Below are 16,168 nucleotides of genomic sequence, written 5' to 3' on the forward strand. Positions count from 1 at the left end.
ATCTCTCCTCGCTTGCTGTATTGAATCGTTTCAGCTAGATGGTGAAAAAAGCTGCTGTGCATCGCGGACTTAGCCGGAGTGACAACGCTGAAACGTTTCAGGGAATATGGTACAGCCACGTACAGCAGGCAAGAAAATGCGCGATCTGAGTAGCAGATTTTTGACGTTCCGCACACTTCATGTTGGATTTAAGATTTTTACCGGCAGGCAGGCTGATGCTTTTGCTGTACAGACCAACGGCACTAAGCCCAATTCTTCAGCTATGCGTCAGCAGTGCTTCAGGGCGCCGTATCGGCTTCCAGTTTAAGCAGAAATGTCATGGCGCTATCACGGCTGCTGCCGCACATTTCGGCGCTGGGCTGTAAGCCGGCACAGACCGCCGGACGCAGCGGTGAACCAAAGATTTTGCAACGCTGTTGCTCATCAAGCTGCACGCAACGCGTGTTGGCCGGCTTGCCGTGCGGCATGCCAGGAATCGGGGACGAGATTGAGGGGGCTGTGCAACAGGCACCGCACTGGTCACGACAAAACATCATGCGCTCCTGCAGACAATTCGCCGCGACAATAACAGTCCCAGACCGCGAATGCCATGCACCGGCAACAATTTTACATTGGCTGACTTGCCAGTTTTTCGCCGCGCGAGTAACGTGACGCGCATTAACCTCCTGTCAGCGAGAAAACCACCATGCCAAAGGCAAATGAGATCAAAAAAGGGATGGCTGTCACCTGGAACGGCAAACTGTTGCTGGTGAAAGACATTGATGTACAGAGCCCAAGTGCTCGCGGTGCCGCGACGCTCTATAAGATGCGTTTCACCGATGTCCGCACCGGCCTGAAAGTGGAAGAACGCTTCAAAGGCGACGATATTATTGACGCCATTTCGCTTAGCCGCCGCGCCGTCACCTTCTCTTATATAGATGGTGATGAGTATGTGTTTATGGATGACGAAGACTACACGCCGTACAACTTCAAAAAAGAGCAAATTGAAGAAGAGCTGCTGTTTATTCCTGAAGGTGGCATTCCAGGCATTCAGGTGCTGACGATGGATGGCCAGGTCTTGGCGCTTGAGCTGCCACAAACCGTCGATATGGAAATTGTTGATACCTCGCCGGGCATTAAAGGCGCCTCCGCCAGCGCTCGCTCCAAACCCGCAGGCATGAGCACCGGCTTATCCATTCAGGTGCCGGAATACCTGAGCAATGGCGATCGCATCCGCATTCATATTGCGGAACGTCGTTATATGGGACGCGCTGATTCATAACGTGCTTCCGTCCGGCGGCCGGTGATTGTTATAGTATAACAAGGCCGTGCGCGCCGGATGCCTCTCATCCACGCGCGATTTATTCTCTTTTTTTGGGAGCCCTTTTGTGACGCGCGTAAACCTCATCACCGGATTTCTCGGCAGCGGAAAAACCACCACTCTGCTGCATCTGTTAGCCAATAAACCCGCCGATGAAAACTGGGCGATTCTGGTCAACGAATTTGGCGAAATTGGCATCGACGGCGCACTGCTCGCCGATCGCGGTGCCACGCTGAAAGAGATTCCCGGCGGCTGCATGTGCTGCGTTAACGGCTTGCCGCTGCAGGTTGGGCTGAACATGCTGCTAAAACAGGCTAAATCCGATCGTCTGATTATCGAACCCACCGGCCTTGGCCATCCCAAACAGCTGCTGAATATGCTGCGTGCTGCCGTCTATCAACCCTGGATTCAGGTGGATGCCACCTTAACGCTGCTCGATCCGCGCCAGCTTGCCGACGCACGCGTAGTGGAGAATGAGAATTTCCGCGATCAGCTGGTGGCGGCCGATATCATCGTGGCGAACAAAAGCGACCGCTGGAACGATGATGATCGTCAGCGTTTACACACCTGGCAACAGCAATTTTTGGGCGAGCGTCAGCTGGTGGAAGCGGCGTGGGGACGCATCGATCCCGCGCTGTTGACTCAACCCGCCTTGGCGGATCGTGCGGTTCCCGATGCAGCACATCACCACCAGAATTCACGTCCACAAGGCTTGGCCGCGCTGAAACTGGATGGCCAGGCGCGCTGGCGTCGTGCGCTAAATGAAGGCCAGGGCTATGCTTCCTGTGGCTGGATTTTCGATGGTGAAACCGTGTTTGATACGATCAAAGCGCTAGAGTGGGCAAGGCATGCGCCGGTTGATCGCGTTAAAGGTGTGTTGCGTACTGCCGATGGTTTAGTGAATATCAATCGCCAGGGCGACGATCTGTTTATAGAAACTCGCCCTACTACACCGCCGGATAGCCGCATCGAATTGATTCATCATCAGCCTGCTGACTGGAACCTTTTGCAGACCGCTTTGTTGAAGATTCGTTTAAATTAGATGCGTTAGGTTGCCCCGTTATTTTCACTTTGAGTCTATTTTCTATGCGCGCTTCTCGATTAGTCACCATCCTGCTGCTGAATGCACTGGGTGTGATGCTTTTCCTTTCATGGTACCTGCCGCCGGATCACGGGTTCTGGTTTGGTATCGATAAAGCCATCTTTTATGGCTTCAATGACCAGATGGTTGATCATCACGGTTTCGCACTGTTAGTGGCCATCACTAACTTCCGCGGTTTCGATGTGGTTTCGCTGCTGGCTATGGGTTTGCTCTATTTAAGCTACTGGCGTCGCGAGACACCGCAAGGTCGTCGCCGTTTGCTGGCCATTGGCATCACGATGCTGCTGAGCGCGGTAGTACTGAACCAACTCGGTCATCTGCTGCCGGTACAGCACTCCAGCCCAACGCTGTTCTTTGAGAATGTGCATCGCGTAAGCGAACTGACCGGCATCCCGGCCAAAGATGCCTCGAAAGATAGCTTCCCTGGCGACCACGGCATGATGCTGATGATCTTCACCTGCTTTATGTGGCGCTATTTCGGCTTCCGCGCGTTTCTGGTGGGTTTGATGATTACCGTGGTGTTTGCTCTGCCACGTGTGATGGCGGGTGCGCACTGGTTTACTGATATCGCTGTGGGTTCGTTGTCAGTGGTGCTGGTTGGCATGAGCTGGTGCCTGTTAACGCCCTTCAGCGACAAGCTGGTGAATTGGCTGAACCGTTCGTTGCCGGGCAAATATAAGCCGCGCACGTAATTGTTAAGCGCGAGTGATCATAGAACAAAAAGTCAGTCGCTCGCGCTTATTTAAAACCTGAATAAACTATTAGCAAACTAACATTATTCAGGTAAAAGAAAAGATTATGATGAAAAACGCGGAACAATAGCCTTAATCCTAAGTTGTCCAGCCCGAACCCTCTTAAAATCGGCCTTAGCGCCAGAATTACCCCCTTATTGCACCGCTGTTTGGCTATTAAATAGCTGCCAATTGTTGATAAACTCGCCATTGTGTTACAGATTGATTTCACATCGAAAAAACCTTTGAATATTTATATAAAAGCACTCGCCACGCGGTCTGTAATCGGTTAACCTCAAATCCGATTAGTAAGCAACAGCATAAAATGCGGTGCTGAAAGCGACAAAAATGTGTGCATTAACACATTTTAGTAATTAAGGATTTGTCTTAGACGGTCGTACTTATTAATCTCAACCCGTTTTGTCATCTGGCTGACGACATTCTGTCGTAAGGAAATCGAAGGAAAACACGTACAATGGTCAAGTCTCAACCAATTCTGAGATACCTCAGGCGGATCATTCCCGCGGTAGCACTCGCAACACTTTTATCAGCATGCAGCAGTACCCATAACGGTCAGAACGCGAATAACGAGAATCATGAAGTTAACAACCAGAATGGTTTTTTACTTCAAGCGTCTCAGGACGAATTTGAACAGATGGTGCAGAACGTGGACGTTAAGTCCCGCATCATGGAACAGTACAGTGACTGGAAAGGTGTACGTTATCGCTTAGGCGGCGACACCAAACGCGGCATTGATTGTTCTGCTTTTGTTCAGCGCACCTTTCGCGAGCAGTTCGGTTTAGATTTGCCACGCTCAACGTCTGAACAGCAAGACACCGGTAAAGAGATTTCACGCAATAAATTGCGCGCAGGTGACTTAGTGCTGTTCCGCGCCGGTTCTACCGGTCGCCACGTGGGCATCTATCTTGGCAACGATAACTTTGTTCACGCGTCCACCAGCAGTGGCGTAATGATTTCCAACCTGAATGACAGTTATTGGAAAAATCGTTACCGCGAAGCGCGTCGGGTTCTTGCTAAAAACCCAAGCTAACGTATTTCTTTGATGATCCTCTCAGCCAGAGAATCAGAAACGCTGCCCCGGCAGCGTTTTTTTTTCGCCCGTAGTTTTTAACTCAAATCCAACCGATAAAAAGTAATTGAGAATCAAAAATATAACGAGACATTCTTCGCGCTCTCGTTATATTCTCGTTGACTTCCTGATACCCAGATATTGCGCTGCAGACACCGTTATCACCGTGGCTGCGGTCTGAAGTGGGTAGTGACCAAACGATAAACATAATAAAAAATGGCAAGACAAGGGGAATGCACTCCATGCCACTGTCAGGGACATTAAAACACCACAGCAGTTATTCACGCCGTATCGCCTGGCATAGCGCGATTATCGGCGCGGCATTCTTTCTGCTTTTTGTCACCGTGCTATTAACACTCACCTGGCAAAAACGCGTACAACAACACGAACAGCTTCTGGCACACAGCCGCGACGATTTACAACAGGTGATAGCAAGCCTGGTCGATACACTTTATCCCTTACAGCAATACACCCAGTTAGCCTGCAACAACGTCAGTCGTGAGCTCACTTCTCGCGCCGCCTTTGCCGGTAATATCCGCGCCATCCTGCTGGTGCGTGATGGCAACGCTTACTGCTCTTCTGCCACCGGCGCGTTTCTGATGCCAGCCAACGATATTTCACCTGAGTCTGAACTGGAACGCGATCGCGATATGCGCTTGCTGGAAGGCACGCCATTGCTACCGAAGAAACCGGCGCTGGTGCTATGGGTGAAAAATCCAGGTTCAGCCGAGACCGGCCTTTTCGCCACCATGAACATCAGCCTGACGCCTTATCAGCTGCTGGCCTCTTATCATCCCGAAATCACCGGCATGGCGCTGGTGGTCGGCAACAAAGCGCTGTTGAGCGGCAGCAACAACGTGGTACGCGCGAGTGATTTACCGGCATCGCTGCATGAAATAGCCTTTAATAACAGCGATCTGCACTTCGTGCTGTTTGGCACCACCTTAGCGCCTCGCGATTACTCACTGACGTTGCTGACCGGCATCCTCTTCTCACTGCTGATTTCCGCGCTAAGCGGGTTGTTGCTGACGCGACATCAGCGGCCGGGCAAAGAGATCATGCAGGGCATTAAACGCGGCCAGTTTCATGTTGAATACCAGCCGCTGGTCACCGCGCACGATGGACAACCCTACGGCGTGGAAGCGCTGCTGCGCTGGACGCATCCCACTGAAGGCATGATTCCGCCGGATGCCTTTATCAGCTACGCCGAAGCGCAAAACCTGATTATTCCGCTCACTCAGCATCTGTTCACGCTGGTGGCGCGCGATGCCCAGTTTCTCTGTAAACAGCTGCCGCGCGGCACGCGCCTGAGCCTCAATCTCTCGCCGCTGCATCTCGCTTCAGAGAGCTTCCGGCGCGATGTCCAGGCATGGATTAACATCATGCCCACCGATCACTTCAACTATGTGTTTGAAATTACCGAACGCAGCATGGTCGGTGAAAAAAGCGCGGGAGAAATCTTCGCCTGGCTACATGAGAACAATTTTAAAATAGCGATTGATGATTTCGGCACCGGGCATAGCGCGCTGATCTATCTGGAAAAATATCCGTTCGATTACCTGAAAATCGATCGCGGTTTTGTGCAAAGTATTGGTACAGAAACCGTCACCTCACCGGTGCTTGATGCAGTGCTGCTGCTGGCGAAAAAACTCAATCTCAAAACCGTCGCTGAAGGGGTCGAAACGGGCGATCAGGCGGCGTGGCTGGTGAATCGCGGCGTGACGCATTTGCAGGGCTATCTGTTTAGTCGTCCGTTACGCCCCGAAAACCTCGTCAGCTATTATCAACGCCAGCGCGCGCTGAGTTAACATCACGCGAACCCCATGAAACTGCTACCATAAAGTGCGGAACACCACAGGAGATCGCCCCACTTATGCTGCTGCGTCTTGTCACAGCGTTGTTCATTTGTAGCGCCACTGCGCCGCTGCATGCCGCCACCATCAATGAAAGCTATGCCTTCGCTAAGCTGGGCGAGCCGAAATATGCGGTGAATTTCACTCACTACGATTACGCCAATCCCGCCGCGCCCAAAGGCGGCAAGATCACGCTGGCGGTGGTGGGCACCTACGACAACTTCAACCGTTTCGCCTCGCGCGGCAATCCCGGCATCGGTACCGATACGCTGTATGACGGCTTGTTTACCACCTCCGATGATGAACCTGGCAGCTACTATCCGCTGATCGCGGAATCAGCGCGCTATCCCGACGACTATCGCTGGATGGAAGTGTCGATCAATCCTCATGCACAGTTTCAGGACGGAACACCGATTACCGCGCAGGATGTGGCTTTCACCTTCCAGAAATTCATGACGGAAGGTGTGCCGCAGTTCCGCGTGGCGTTTCGTGACGTGCAAGTGAAAGCGCTAAACCGTCTCACCGTGCGTATCGACATGCCGAAACCGGACAAAGATCGGATTCTCAGCTGGCTAACGCTGCCGGTCATCCCGGAAAAATTCTGGCAAAACAAAAACTTTAACGAGCCGATTGGTTATCCGCCGCTGGCCAGCGGGCCTTATCGCGTCACCTCCTATAAATCGGGTCAGTTTATCCAGTACAGCCGGGTGAAAGATTACTGGGCCGCCAATCTGCCAGTGAATCGCGGGCGTTTTAACTTCGATACTTTGCGTTATGACTATTATCTTGATGACAACGTGGCGTTTGAGGCCTTTAAAGCCGGCGCTTACGATTTGCGCGAAGAGAGTTCAGCGAAGAAATGGGCGACACAATATCGCGGTCGCAACTTTGACAGTCACGCCATCGTCAAATCGACCATTCCCAACACCGTTTCCACCGACACGCAATGGCTGGCATTTAACAACGAAAAACCGCTGTTCGCCGATCGTCGCGTACGTGAAGCCATCACGCTGGCGTTCGATTTCGAGTGGATGAACAAAGCCTTGTTCTATGGTGCTTATAAACGCACGCGCAGCTATTTCCAGAACACTGAATATGCAGCGCTTGGCTATCCCAAAGCCGAGCAGTTGATCCTGCTGGCGCCCTACAAAGCGCAGCTGCCGCCCGAAGTGTTCAACAATGAGTATGCCCCGCCACGTTCTGACGGCAGCGGTTTCGATCGCGGCAACCTGTTGCAAGCCATGAACTTGCTGAAAGCGGCGGGTTGGGAAATCAGAAATCAGCAATTGGTGAATGTGAAATCCGGCCAGCCGTTCCGTTTCGAATTACTGATGCGCAGCGGTACGCAAAACGACTGGGCGTTGCCGTTCCAGCACAGCTTGCAACGGCTTGGCATCCAGGTCTCGCTGCGCCAGATTGACAGCTCGCAATATCTCCGCCGTATGCGCGAAGGCGACTACGACATGATCCCATCGCTCTATTACGCCATGCCATGGCCCTCGACCAGCTTGCAAACGATTTGGCAATCTCAATTTATTGACTCTTCCTGGAACAGGCCGCGCGTGAAAGATCCCATCGTCGACCATTTTGTGCAGCAGATCGTTGAGCATCAGGGCGATGAGAAAGCGCTGCTGCCGCTCGGCCAGGCGCTGGATCGCATCCTGCTGTGGAATGCCTACATGATTCCGATGTGGTACAGCGCGGAAGATCGCATGGCGTATTGGGACAAGTTTTCCCATCCCGAGATTAAACCCGCGTTTGCTACCGGTCTGGAAAACTGGTGGTACGATGTGAACAAAGCCGGGCGATTGCCGGCCAATCGACGCTGAGGAGCACGGTTTGGCAGCCTATTTTCTTCGCAGGTTACTGCTGATCATCCCGACACTTTGGGCGATCATCACCCTGAACTTCTTTATTGTGCAGATTGCGCCGGGTGGACCGGTGGATCAGGCGTTAGCCAACGTGCAGTTTGGTCACAGCACCGGCATTCCCGGCTCAGGCGGCGGCGACAGCGGCGCGCGCGGTGCGCTGATGCGTGACAATCCCGGCGACAGCCAATATCGCGGCGCTCGCGGACTCGATCCGGAAGTGATCGCGGAAATTAAGCATCGCTATGGCTTCGATAAACCGCTGCTGCAGCGTTACGGTGAAATGCTGTGGAACTACATTCGTTTTGATTTCGGCGACAGCCTGTTCCGCAGCGCATCGGTGCTGCAGCTGATCAAAGAGAGTTTGCCGGTCTCCATCAGCCTGGGATTGTGGAGCACCTTGATCATTTACCTGGTATCAATTCCGCTGGGCATCAAAAAAGCGGTGCGTAACGGCAGCGCTTTCGATATCTGGAGCAGCACTTTTATCATCATTGGCTATTCGATCCCGGCATTTCTGTTCGGCATCATGCTGATAGTGCTGTTCGCCGGCGGCAGCTATTTCGACTGGTTCCCGCTGCGCGGCCTGACGTCACCGCAGTTTGATGCGCTGCCGTGGTACAGCAAAATCAGCGATTATCTGTGGCACATCACGCTGCCGGTGCTGGCTACGGTGATTGGCGGTTTCGCCACGCTGACCATGCTGACTAAAAACTCGTTCCTTGATGAGATCCGCAAACAATATGTGGTCACCGCGCGCGCCAAAGGGCTGGATGAGAAGCGCGTGCTGTACGGCCACGTGTTCCGCAACGCCATGCTGCTGGTGATCGCCGGTTTCCCCGCCACCTTTATCAGCATGTTTTTCACCAGCTCGGTGTTGATAGAGGTGATGTTCTCACTCAATGGTTTGGGCCTGCTCGGCTATGACGCCACTATTCAGCGCGACTATCCGGTGATGTTTGGCACGCTCTATATCTTCACCTTGATTGGCCTGTTGATGAACATTCTTAGCGATCTGACCTACACGCTGGTCGATCCGCGCATTGATTTTGAGGGACGCTGATGCGCTTATCTCCGGTTAACCAGCAGCGCTGGCAGCGTTTTCGCCATAACCGTCGCGGTTACTGGTCGCTGTGGATTTTCCTGATCATTTTTGTCCTGTCGTTGGGCGCTGAGTTGCTGGCCAACGACAAACCGCTGCTGGTGCATTATCAGCAGCGCTGGTACGTGCCGCTGCTGTTCAACTACAGCGAAAGTGATTACGGCGGCGATTTTTCCACACCCGCTGATTATCAGGATCCCTGGCTGAAGCAGCGCATCGATCAACAAGGTTGGGCGATCTGGGCACCGATTCGCTTCAGCGACAGCACCATCAACTTCGCCACCGATGTGCCCTTCCCTTCGCCACCTTCGGCACAAAACTGGCTTGGCACCGATGCTAACGGTGGCGATGTGCTGGCACGCTTGCTGTATGGCACGCGCATCTCATTGCTGTTCGGCATCATGCTGACGCTGTTCTCCAGCGTGATTGGCATCGTGGTTGGCGCGGTGCAAGGCTACTTTGGCGGCCGCATCGATTTGGTGGGTCAACGCCTGATTGAGGTGTGGTCCGGCATGCCGTCGCTGTTCCTGCTGATTCTGCTCTCCAGCGTGATTCAGCCCGGCTTCTGGTGGCTGCTGCTGGTAACAGTGGTGTTTGGCTGGATGAGCCTGGTAAGCGTGGTGCGCGCCGAATTCCTGCGTGCGCGCAACTACGATTATATCCGTGCGGCGCGTGCGCTCGGCGTCAGCGATAGCCGCATTATGCTGCGCCACATGCTGCCCAACGCTATGGTCGCCACGCTGACGTTTTTGCCGTTTATTCTGTGCGGCTCAATCACCACACTAACTTCGCTGGACTTCCTGGGTTTTGGTTTGCCAGTGGGATCGCCATCGCTCGGCGAGCTGCTGTTACAGGGCAAAAACAATTTACAGGCGCCGTGGCTTGGACTGGCGGGCTTCTTTGCCCTCGCCCTGCTGCTGTCGTTACTGATATTTATCGGCGAAGCGGTACGCGATGCCTTTGACCCGAGTCGAGGACGCTAAATGAGCCTGTTAACGGTGAATCATCTGGCGGTGGCCTTTCAGGATCGCCGCGTGGTAGAAGACATTTCGCTGCAGATTGACGCCGGCGAAACGCTGGCGCTGGTGGGCGAATCCGGTTCAGGTAAAAGCGTGACTGCGCTGTCGATCATGCGCTTATTGCCGCAACCGCCGGTCAACTATCCGCAAGGCGAAATCTTGTTTAACGGCCAGGATATTTTGCAAGCCAGCGAACGCACCCTGCGCGGGCTGCGTGGCAACCAGATGGCGATGATTTTTCAGGAACCGATGGTGTCGCTCAATCCACTGCATAACGTGGAGAAGCAGCTGTATGAAGTGCTGTCGGTGCATCGCGGCATGCGGCGCGAAGCCGCGCGTGGCGAAATGCTGAGCTGCCTGGATCGCGTCGGCATTCGCCATGCGGCATCGCGCTTGCAAGATTTTCCGCACCAGCTTTCTGGTGGTGAGCGACAGCGCGTGATGATCGCCATGGCGCTGCTAACCCAGCCGAAGCTGCTGATCGCCGATGAACCGACCACCGCGCTGGATGTGACGGTTCAGGCGCAGATTCTGCAACTGCTGCGCGAACTGCAGCGTGAACTCAACATGGGCATGTTGTTCATCACCCATAACCTGAATATCGTGCGTCAGCTGGCGCACAGCGTCACGGTGATGCGCAATGGCCGCGTTGTGGAACACAATCGCTGCGATATGCTGTTCAGCCAGCCGCAGCAGCCCTATACGCGCGAACTGATCGCCGCCGAGCCGGATGGCGAACCGGTGCCGCTGCTGGATGCGCAATCGCTGTTGCAGGTGAAGAATTTACAGGTTGGTTTCCCGATCCGGCGGGGATTGCTGCGTCGCACCGTGGCAGAGAAGATGGCGCTGAAGGATCTTAGCTTTACCCTGCGGCGTGGCGAAAGCCTCGGACTGGTGGGCGAATCGGGTTCGGGCAAGAGTACAACGGGCCTGGCGCTGCTGCGTTTAATTAGCGCGCGCGGTGAAATCTGGTTCGAGGATCAGCCGCTGCATCAGCTGTCGCCAAAGCAGTTATTGCCGCTGCGCCAGCGCATTCAGGTGGTGTTTCAGGATCCCAATTCGTCGCTCAATCCGCGCATGACGGTGCAACAGGTGATTGCGGAAGGTTTAGCGGTGCATCGCCCGGAACTGAGCAGTGCGGAGCAGGAAGCCAAAGTGATTGCGGTGATGCAGGAAGTGGGGCTCGATGCCGACAGCCGCTCGCGCTATCCGGCGGAGTTTTCAGGCGGTCAGCGCCAGCGCATCGCGATCGCCCGCGCGTTGATCCTGGAGCCGCAGCTGATTGTGCTGGATGAACCCACCTCGTCGCTGGACCGCTCGGTGCAGAAGCAAATTCTCACCTTACTGCGCCGTTTGCAGCAGCAGCATCAGCTCGCCTATCTGTTTATCAGCCATGATTTGCAGGTGGTGCGCGCGCTCTGTCATCAGCTGATTGTGCTGCGTCAGGGTGAAGTGGTGGAGCAAGGTGATTGCGAAACGCTGTTTAACGCACCAGCAGCCGATTACACGCGCCAGCTACTGGCGTCTGCGCAGGGAAAAGATCTGAGTCAGTGACCATCAAAGGTTTCGGCGATAGCGACACCCTGATTTTTCAGGCAGCAGTTGGTCGCGCTTTCGTCATCACGTTGAATCAGCAGGCAAGGCTGCCCTTCACACTCGGCGATTTTGCACTCGACCTGTATCTGCGCCAGCGTCTCCTTCAGCTGGTGCAGAATTTCCAGCGCCGGATGACCATCATGACTCAGCAGGCGCAGCACCACTAAATCTTCGGCATGCGCGCCATTCGCTGCTTCCTGACGCACAATTTCACCCGCATGTTCCAGCGACCAGCGATAATGTTGTGGCAAGCGATGCACAACGGAAAGTTGCAGCATAGTTATACGGCCCCCAGAGACGTTAACTTTATTCACGACGACGGCACAACGTGGTGAATCCCAACCTGATTAGCTCTGAATACCAATTCAGTCTGCCTTCTCGTTTTAAACACAAAGCGTGTAGCCAATTTATAATTTGCGAGGCTTCTCACATTTATGCCTATGTTTACCGTGTTCGGCTGCGGTTAACAATCATTTTAGACGCATTATCGTTACTTTTTTATCTCTAAATTTTCACATAATGGAAACATTAAGCATAACGAATGAATGGGGATTAGCGAGTGAGGGAGAAGAATTAAGAGAGGCCAGGTCGCCATTTATGACGACCCTGGGGATGTCACGCCGGCTGTTGAGGCCGCGAAGCATAGGTGAACAGCACAATCGAAATTGTGGCGCACAGCGCAATGGTGGCAACCATCGGCCAGGCGCTGTTAATGCTGACTAATGAGAGCAGCGCGCCGACTAAAGCACCGACGCCAAAACGCAGCGTTCCCGCCAGCGAAGAAGCGGTGCCCGCCATATGCGGAAACTCATCCAGAATCACCGCCATCGCGTTCGACGACACCGTCGAGACGCAGCCAATAAACATCGCCACGCCAAACACCAGCGACAAGAAGCCCAAATCCAGCGCGCTGGAAATCAACAGCCAAACGCCCATCGCGAACTGAATCAACAATCCCATGCGGAACATTTTCACCGGACCAAAACGGCGCACGGCGCGGCTGTTGATCAACGTCATCACGAACAGGAACACCACGTTCAGGCCAAAGTAATAGCCAAAGTTCTGCGGGGAAACGTGGTTTACTTCGATGTAGACAAACGGACCGGCGTTGAGGAAGGTGAATAATCCGGCAAAGGAGAAACCGCTCGCCAGCATGTAACTGAAGGCGCGCTTGTGGCGCACCAGCGCCACAAAGTTGCCCAGCGTGGTCCGCAGATGAAAGCGCTGGCGCTGTTCGGGCTTGAGCGTTTCACGAATTTGCGTCACGACCAGCATGGTGGTGAACAGCGCGGCACCTGCCAGCGTCCAGAAAATGGCGTGCCAGTTCCACAGCAACAGCAGCCAGCCACCGATAATCGGTGCCAGCAGCGGCGCGATGGTGGTCACCAGCATCACGAATGACATCATGCGCGAGAAGTCCTCTTTCGAGTAGGTGTCGCGCATCAAGGCGTTGATCACCACGCTGGCAGCGGCGGCCGATAAGCCGTGCAGGAAGCGCATAAAGATCAGCTGATCGATGGTTTGTGACAGCGCGCAAGCCGCGGCGGCGCAGGCAAAAATTAGCGTTCCCAGCACAATCACCGGTTTACGTCCGTAGCTGTCTGCCAGTGGACCATAAACTAACTGGCCAATGGCGAAACCGAGGATGTAAAGGTTGAGCGTCATCTGCACACTGCCCGCTGAAACCGCAAACTCATGGGCGATTTGCGGCATGGCCGGCAGATACATATCGATAGAGAGCGGCATCAGCATTGCCAGCAATCCGAGGATGACCACTAAACCGACCGGTGAATTCTTTTCCTTGCGCACCGCGTTCTCCCGCTATTTACGTTGTTTGAGTTCTTCTGGCAGGCCGATGCTGTCGACCTCTTGCTGGGTCAGTTCACGATATTCACCTTCGCCGAGATCTTCATCCAGCTCGATGTCACCAATACGTTCGCGATGCAGCGCTGAGACATGGTTACCCATCGCCGCAAACATGCGTTTGACCTGATGGTAACGCCCTTCGCTGATAGTCAAACGGGCGGCTTTCTCATCGAGAATCTCTAGCACGGCCGGCTTGGTGAGCTCTTTTTCATTGTGCAGCTGTACACCCGCAGCGAACTTCTCAACCAGGACAGGATCGATTGGCTCCTCCACTTCCACCAGATAGGTTTTTTCCAGGTGATGCTTCGGTGAGGTAATGCGGTGTGACCATTGGCCATCGTCGGTCAGCAGCACCAAACCAGTGGTGTCGATATCCAGACGGCCCGCCGCATGCAGCTTGAACGCCGCGGGTTCTTCGATAAAGAACAGCACGGTGGGATGATCGGGATCGTCGGTTGAGCAGACGTAACCCTGCGGCTTATTCAGCATGAAATAGCGCGGTCCTTGCTGCACCACCAGCGGATTGCCGTCGTATTCGACTTCATCGTCTGGCTGTACTTTGTATGCCGCATCGCGCACAACTTCGCCGTTAATGGTGACTTTTTTGGCGCGGATTTCGCGTCCGGCGATAGCACGGCTAACTTCCAGTTGCTGAGATATGAATTTTTCGAGTCGCATGAATTCGCTTTGCCTGTTACTGCGGGGGAAACTGAAACGGTGTTTTTGTCCGTTAAGAAAGTGTGGGCAGTATAGCTTGATCCTTAGAGTGCTAACAGTAGTGAACCTGCGTTTAACTGGCTTTCATGGCATAATGCGCGTCCGTTCCAGAAAAAAGTTTGCCCCAATGTCATTCTCCCTGCGCCCATACCAACAAGAGGCGGTTGACGCCACCCTCAACCACTTTCGTCGCCATACCACGCCTGCGGTGATTGTGCTGCCGACCGGTGCGGGTAAGAGTCTGGTGATCGCTGAACTGGCGCGGCTAGCGCGTGGACGGGTATTGGTGCTGGCTCACGTCAAAGAGCTGGTGGAGCAGAATCACAGCAAATATCAGGCTTATGGACTTGAAGCAGACATCTTCGCCGCGGGTTTGCAGCGCAAGCAGAGCGAAAGCAAAGTGGTGTTTGGCAGCGTGCAGTCGGTGGCGCGCAATCTCAACCGCTTCGATAGCGCCTTTTCACTGGTGATCGTTGATGAGTGTCACCGCATCAGTGATAACGAAGAGAGCCAGTATCAGCTGCTGTTCGCCCACCTGCGGCAGCACAATCCGCAGTTGCGCCTGTTGGGTTTGACCGCCACGCCCTTCCGTCTCGGCAAAGGCTGGATCTACCAATACCACTATCACGGCATGGTGCGCGGCGATGAGAAAGCACTGTTCCGCGATTGCATTTATGAGCTGCCGCTGCGCTATATGATCAAACATGGCTTTCTGGTGCCGCCGGAGCGCTTAGATATGCCGGTGGTACAGTACGATTTCAGCCGCCTGATCCCGCAAAATAATGGCCTGTTTAGCGAAGCCGATCTCAACCGCGAGCTGAAACAACAGCATCGCGTAACGCCGCATATTATTCGCCAGATTATTGAGTTTGCTGAAGATCGCCGTGGCGTGATGGTGTTTGCCTCAACCGTGGAACATGCCCGTGAAATCCTCACGCTGCTGCCTGAAAACAGCGCGCTGGTCTCGGCGGAAACGGCAGTGAAGGATCGTGACCGCTTAATTGGTGCATTTAAAGCGCAGCAGCTGAAGTTCCTGGTCAACGTTGCCGTTCTGACCACTGGCTTTGACGCGCCCCACGTGGATTTGATCGCCATTTTGCGCCCTACCGAATCCGTTAGCCTCTACCAGCAGATCGTCGGTCGCGGTTTACGCTTGTCACCCGGCAAAACCGATTGTCTGGTGCTGGATTACGCCGGTAATCCACACGATCTTTTCACCCCCGAAGTCGGCGCGCCGAAAGGGGCCAGCGACAATCAGCCGGTGCAGGTGTTTTGTCCCGCCTGCGGTTTCGCCAATACCTTCTGGGGCAAAACCACCGAAGATGGACACATCATCGAGCATTTTGGCCGCCGCTGTCAGGGCGTACTGGAAGATGATGAAGGCGAGCGCGAACAGTGTGATTATCGCTTTCGCTTCAAAAGCTGCCCGGATTGCGGCGCCGAGAATGACATCGCCGCGCGACGCTGCCATCAATGCGACAAAATTCTGGTCGATCCGGATGACATGCTGAAAGCGGCGCTGAAACTGAAAGATGCGCGCGTGTTGCGCTGCGCCGGCATGACGCTGGAGCAAGGACGCGATGATAAAGGCGAATGGCTGAAAGCCACCTATTTCGATGAAGATGGCACCAGCGTCAGCGAGCGTTTTCGCCTGCAAACGCCAGCACAACGCAAAGCCTTTGAGCAGCTGTTTATGCGCCCGCATCAGCGCGCGCCGGGCGTGGAACTTGGCTGGCAAACCGCAGCGGATGTCATCGCCTTACAGCCTTTATTGCGTCATCCGGACTTTGTGGTGGCACGCGCAAAAGGCCATTTCTGGCAGATTCGCGAAAAAATGTTTGATTATCAGGGCCGTTATCGCCGTGCCAATGAGCTGCGTTAAGCGGCGGAATCATTTGCCCCTGCAGCATCATTGGGGCTATAA

At 54.2% G+C, this 16,168-nt stretch carries 14 protein-coding genes; 10 read left to right on the forward strand and 4 right to left on the reverse strand.

All coding sequences use genetic code 11. From position 1 onward, the window contains the following. Positions 1–278: 278 nt before the first annotated feature. Positions 279–533, reverse strand: a complete 255-nt coding sequence (locus tag ACYAC5_RS13085; protein ID WP_008105007.1) for a YkgJ family cysteine cluster protein — start codon at positions 531–533, stop codon at positions 279–281. Between the two features lie 152 nt (positions 534–685). Between ACYAC5_RS13085 and yeiP the strand changes: the two genes are divergently transcribed. The 9 genes from yeiP (at position 686) to yejF (ending at position 11,619) form a co-directional block, all read left to right on the forward strand. Further along, the gene (gene yeiP, locus ACYAC5_RS13090; protein ID WP_008105009.1) at positions 686–1,261 is read left to right on the forward strand and encodes an elongation factor P-like protein YeiP; all 576 of its coding nucleotides are present in this window, start codon (positions 686–688) and stop codon (positions 1,259–1,261) included. A 106-nt stretch (positions 1,262–1,367) separates the two neighbouring features. Next, positions 1,368–2,342, forward strand: a complete 975-nt coding sequence (locus ACYAC5_RS13095; RefSeq protein ID WP_462061888.1) for a CobW family GTP-binding protein — start codon at positions 1,368–1,370, stop codon at positions 2,340–2,342. A 44-nt stretch (positions 2,343–2,386) separates the two neighbouring features. Beyond that, the gene (locus ACYAC5_RS13100; RefSeq protein ID WP_101763698.1) at positions 2,387–3,094 is read left to right on the forward strand and encodes a phosphatase PAP2 family protein; all 708 of its coding nucleotides are present in this window, start codon (positions 2,387–2,389) and stop codon (positions 3,092–3,094) included. A 514-nt stretch (positions 3,095–3,608) separates the two neighbouring features. Further along, positions 3,609–4,184, forward strand: coding sequence for a bifunctional murein DD-endopeptidase/murein LD-carboxypeptidase (mepS, locus tag ACYAC5_RS13105; RefSeq protein WP_008105015.1), 576 nt, complete (start codon positions 3,609–3,611; stop codon positions 4,182–4,184). Positions 4,185–4,465: 281 nt separating this feature from the next. Further along, positions 4,466–6,031: a cyclic di-GMP phosphodiesterase gene (locus ACYAC5_RS13110; RefSeq protein ID WP_271460832.1), complete on the forward strand. Its 1,566-nt coding sequence runs from the start codon at positions 4,466–4,468 to the stop codon at positions 6,029–6,031. 65 nt (positions 6,032–6,096) lie between these two features. Then, complete coding sequence (locus ACYAC5_RS13115) at positions 6,097–7,905, forward strand: extracellular solute-binding protein (RefSeq protein ID WP_462061889.1); 1,809 nt, start codon at positions 6,097–6,099, stop codon at positions 7,903–7,905. Between the two features lie 10 nt (positions 7,906–7,915). Beyond that, a complete protein-coding gene (locus tag ACYAC5_RS13120) occupies positions 7,916–9,007 on the forward strand; it encodes a microcin C ABC transporter permease YejB (RefSeq protein WP_137386169.1) in 1,092 nt (363 codons plus the stop codon). Then, the gene (locus ACYAC5_RS13125) at positions 9,007–10,029 is read left to right on the forward strand and encodes an ABC transporter permease (RefSeq protein WP_101763694.1); all 1,023 of its coding nucleotides are present in this window, start codon (positions 9,007–9,009) and stop codon (positions 10,027–10,029) included. Before ACYAC5_RS13120 ends, ACYAC5_RS13125 begins: the two co-directional genes overlap by 1 nt. After that, positions 10,030–11,619: a microcin C ABC transporter ATP-binding protein YejF gene (gene yejF, locus ACYAC5_RS13130; RefSeq protein ID WP_462061890.1), complete on the forward strand. Its 1,590-nt coding sequence runs from the start codon at positions 10,030–10,032 to the stop codon at positions 11,617–11,619. Here the strand turns inward: yejF and ACYAC5_RS13135 are convergent. From ACYAC5_RS13135 to rsuA, 3 genes are all read right to left on the reverse strand, one after another. After that, positions 11,613–11,939, reverse strand: a complete 327-nt coding sequence (locus ACYAC5_RS13135) for a YejG family protein (protein WP_462061891.1) — start codon at positions 11,937–11,939, stop codon at positions 11,613–11,615. The two genes, yejF and ACYAC5_RS13135, sit on opposite strands and share 7 nt — an antisense overlap. 337 nt (positions 11,940–12,276) lie before the next feature. Next, the gene (locus ACYAC5_RS13140) at positions 12,277–13,470 is read right to left on the reverse strand and encodes a Bcr/CflA family multidrug efflux MFS transporter (protein ID WP_192233314.1); all 1,194 of its coding nucleotides are present in this window, start codon (positions 13,468–13,470) and stop codon (positions 12,277–12,279) included. Positions 13,471–13,482: 12 nt separating this feature from the next. Beyond that, on the reverse strand, positions 13,483–14,205 hold the full coding sequence (gene rsuA, locus ACYAC5_RS13145; RefSeq protein ID WP_101763690.1) for a 16S rRNA pseudouridine(516) synthase RsuA: 723 nt from the start codon (positions 14,203–14,205) through the stop codon (positions 13,483–13,485). A gap of 166 nt (positions 14,206–14,371) precedes the next feature. Between rsuA and ACYAC5_RS13150 the strand changes: the two genes are divergently transcribed. Further along, on the forward strand, positions 14,372–16,126 hold the full coding sequence (locus ACYAC5_RS13150) for a DEAD/DEAH box helicase (protein WP_462061893.1): 1,755 nt from the start codon (positions 14,372–14,374) through the stop codon (positions 16,124–16,126). Positions 16,127–16,168 lie beyond the last annotated feature (42 nt).

It is taken from the genome of Pantoea sp. y20, assembly GCF_054903455.1.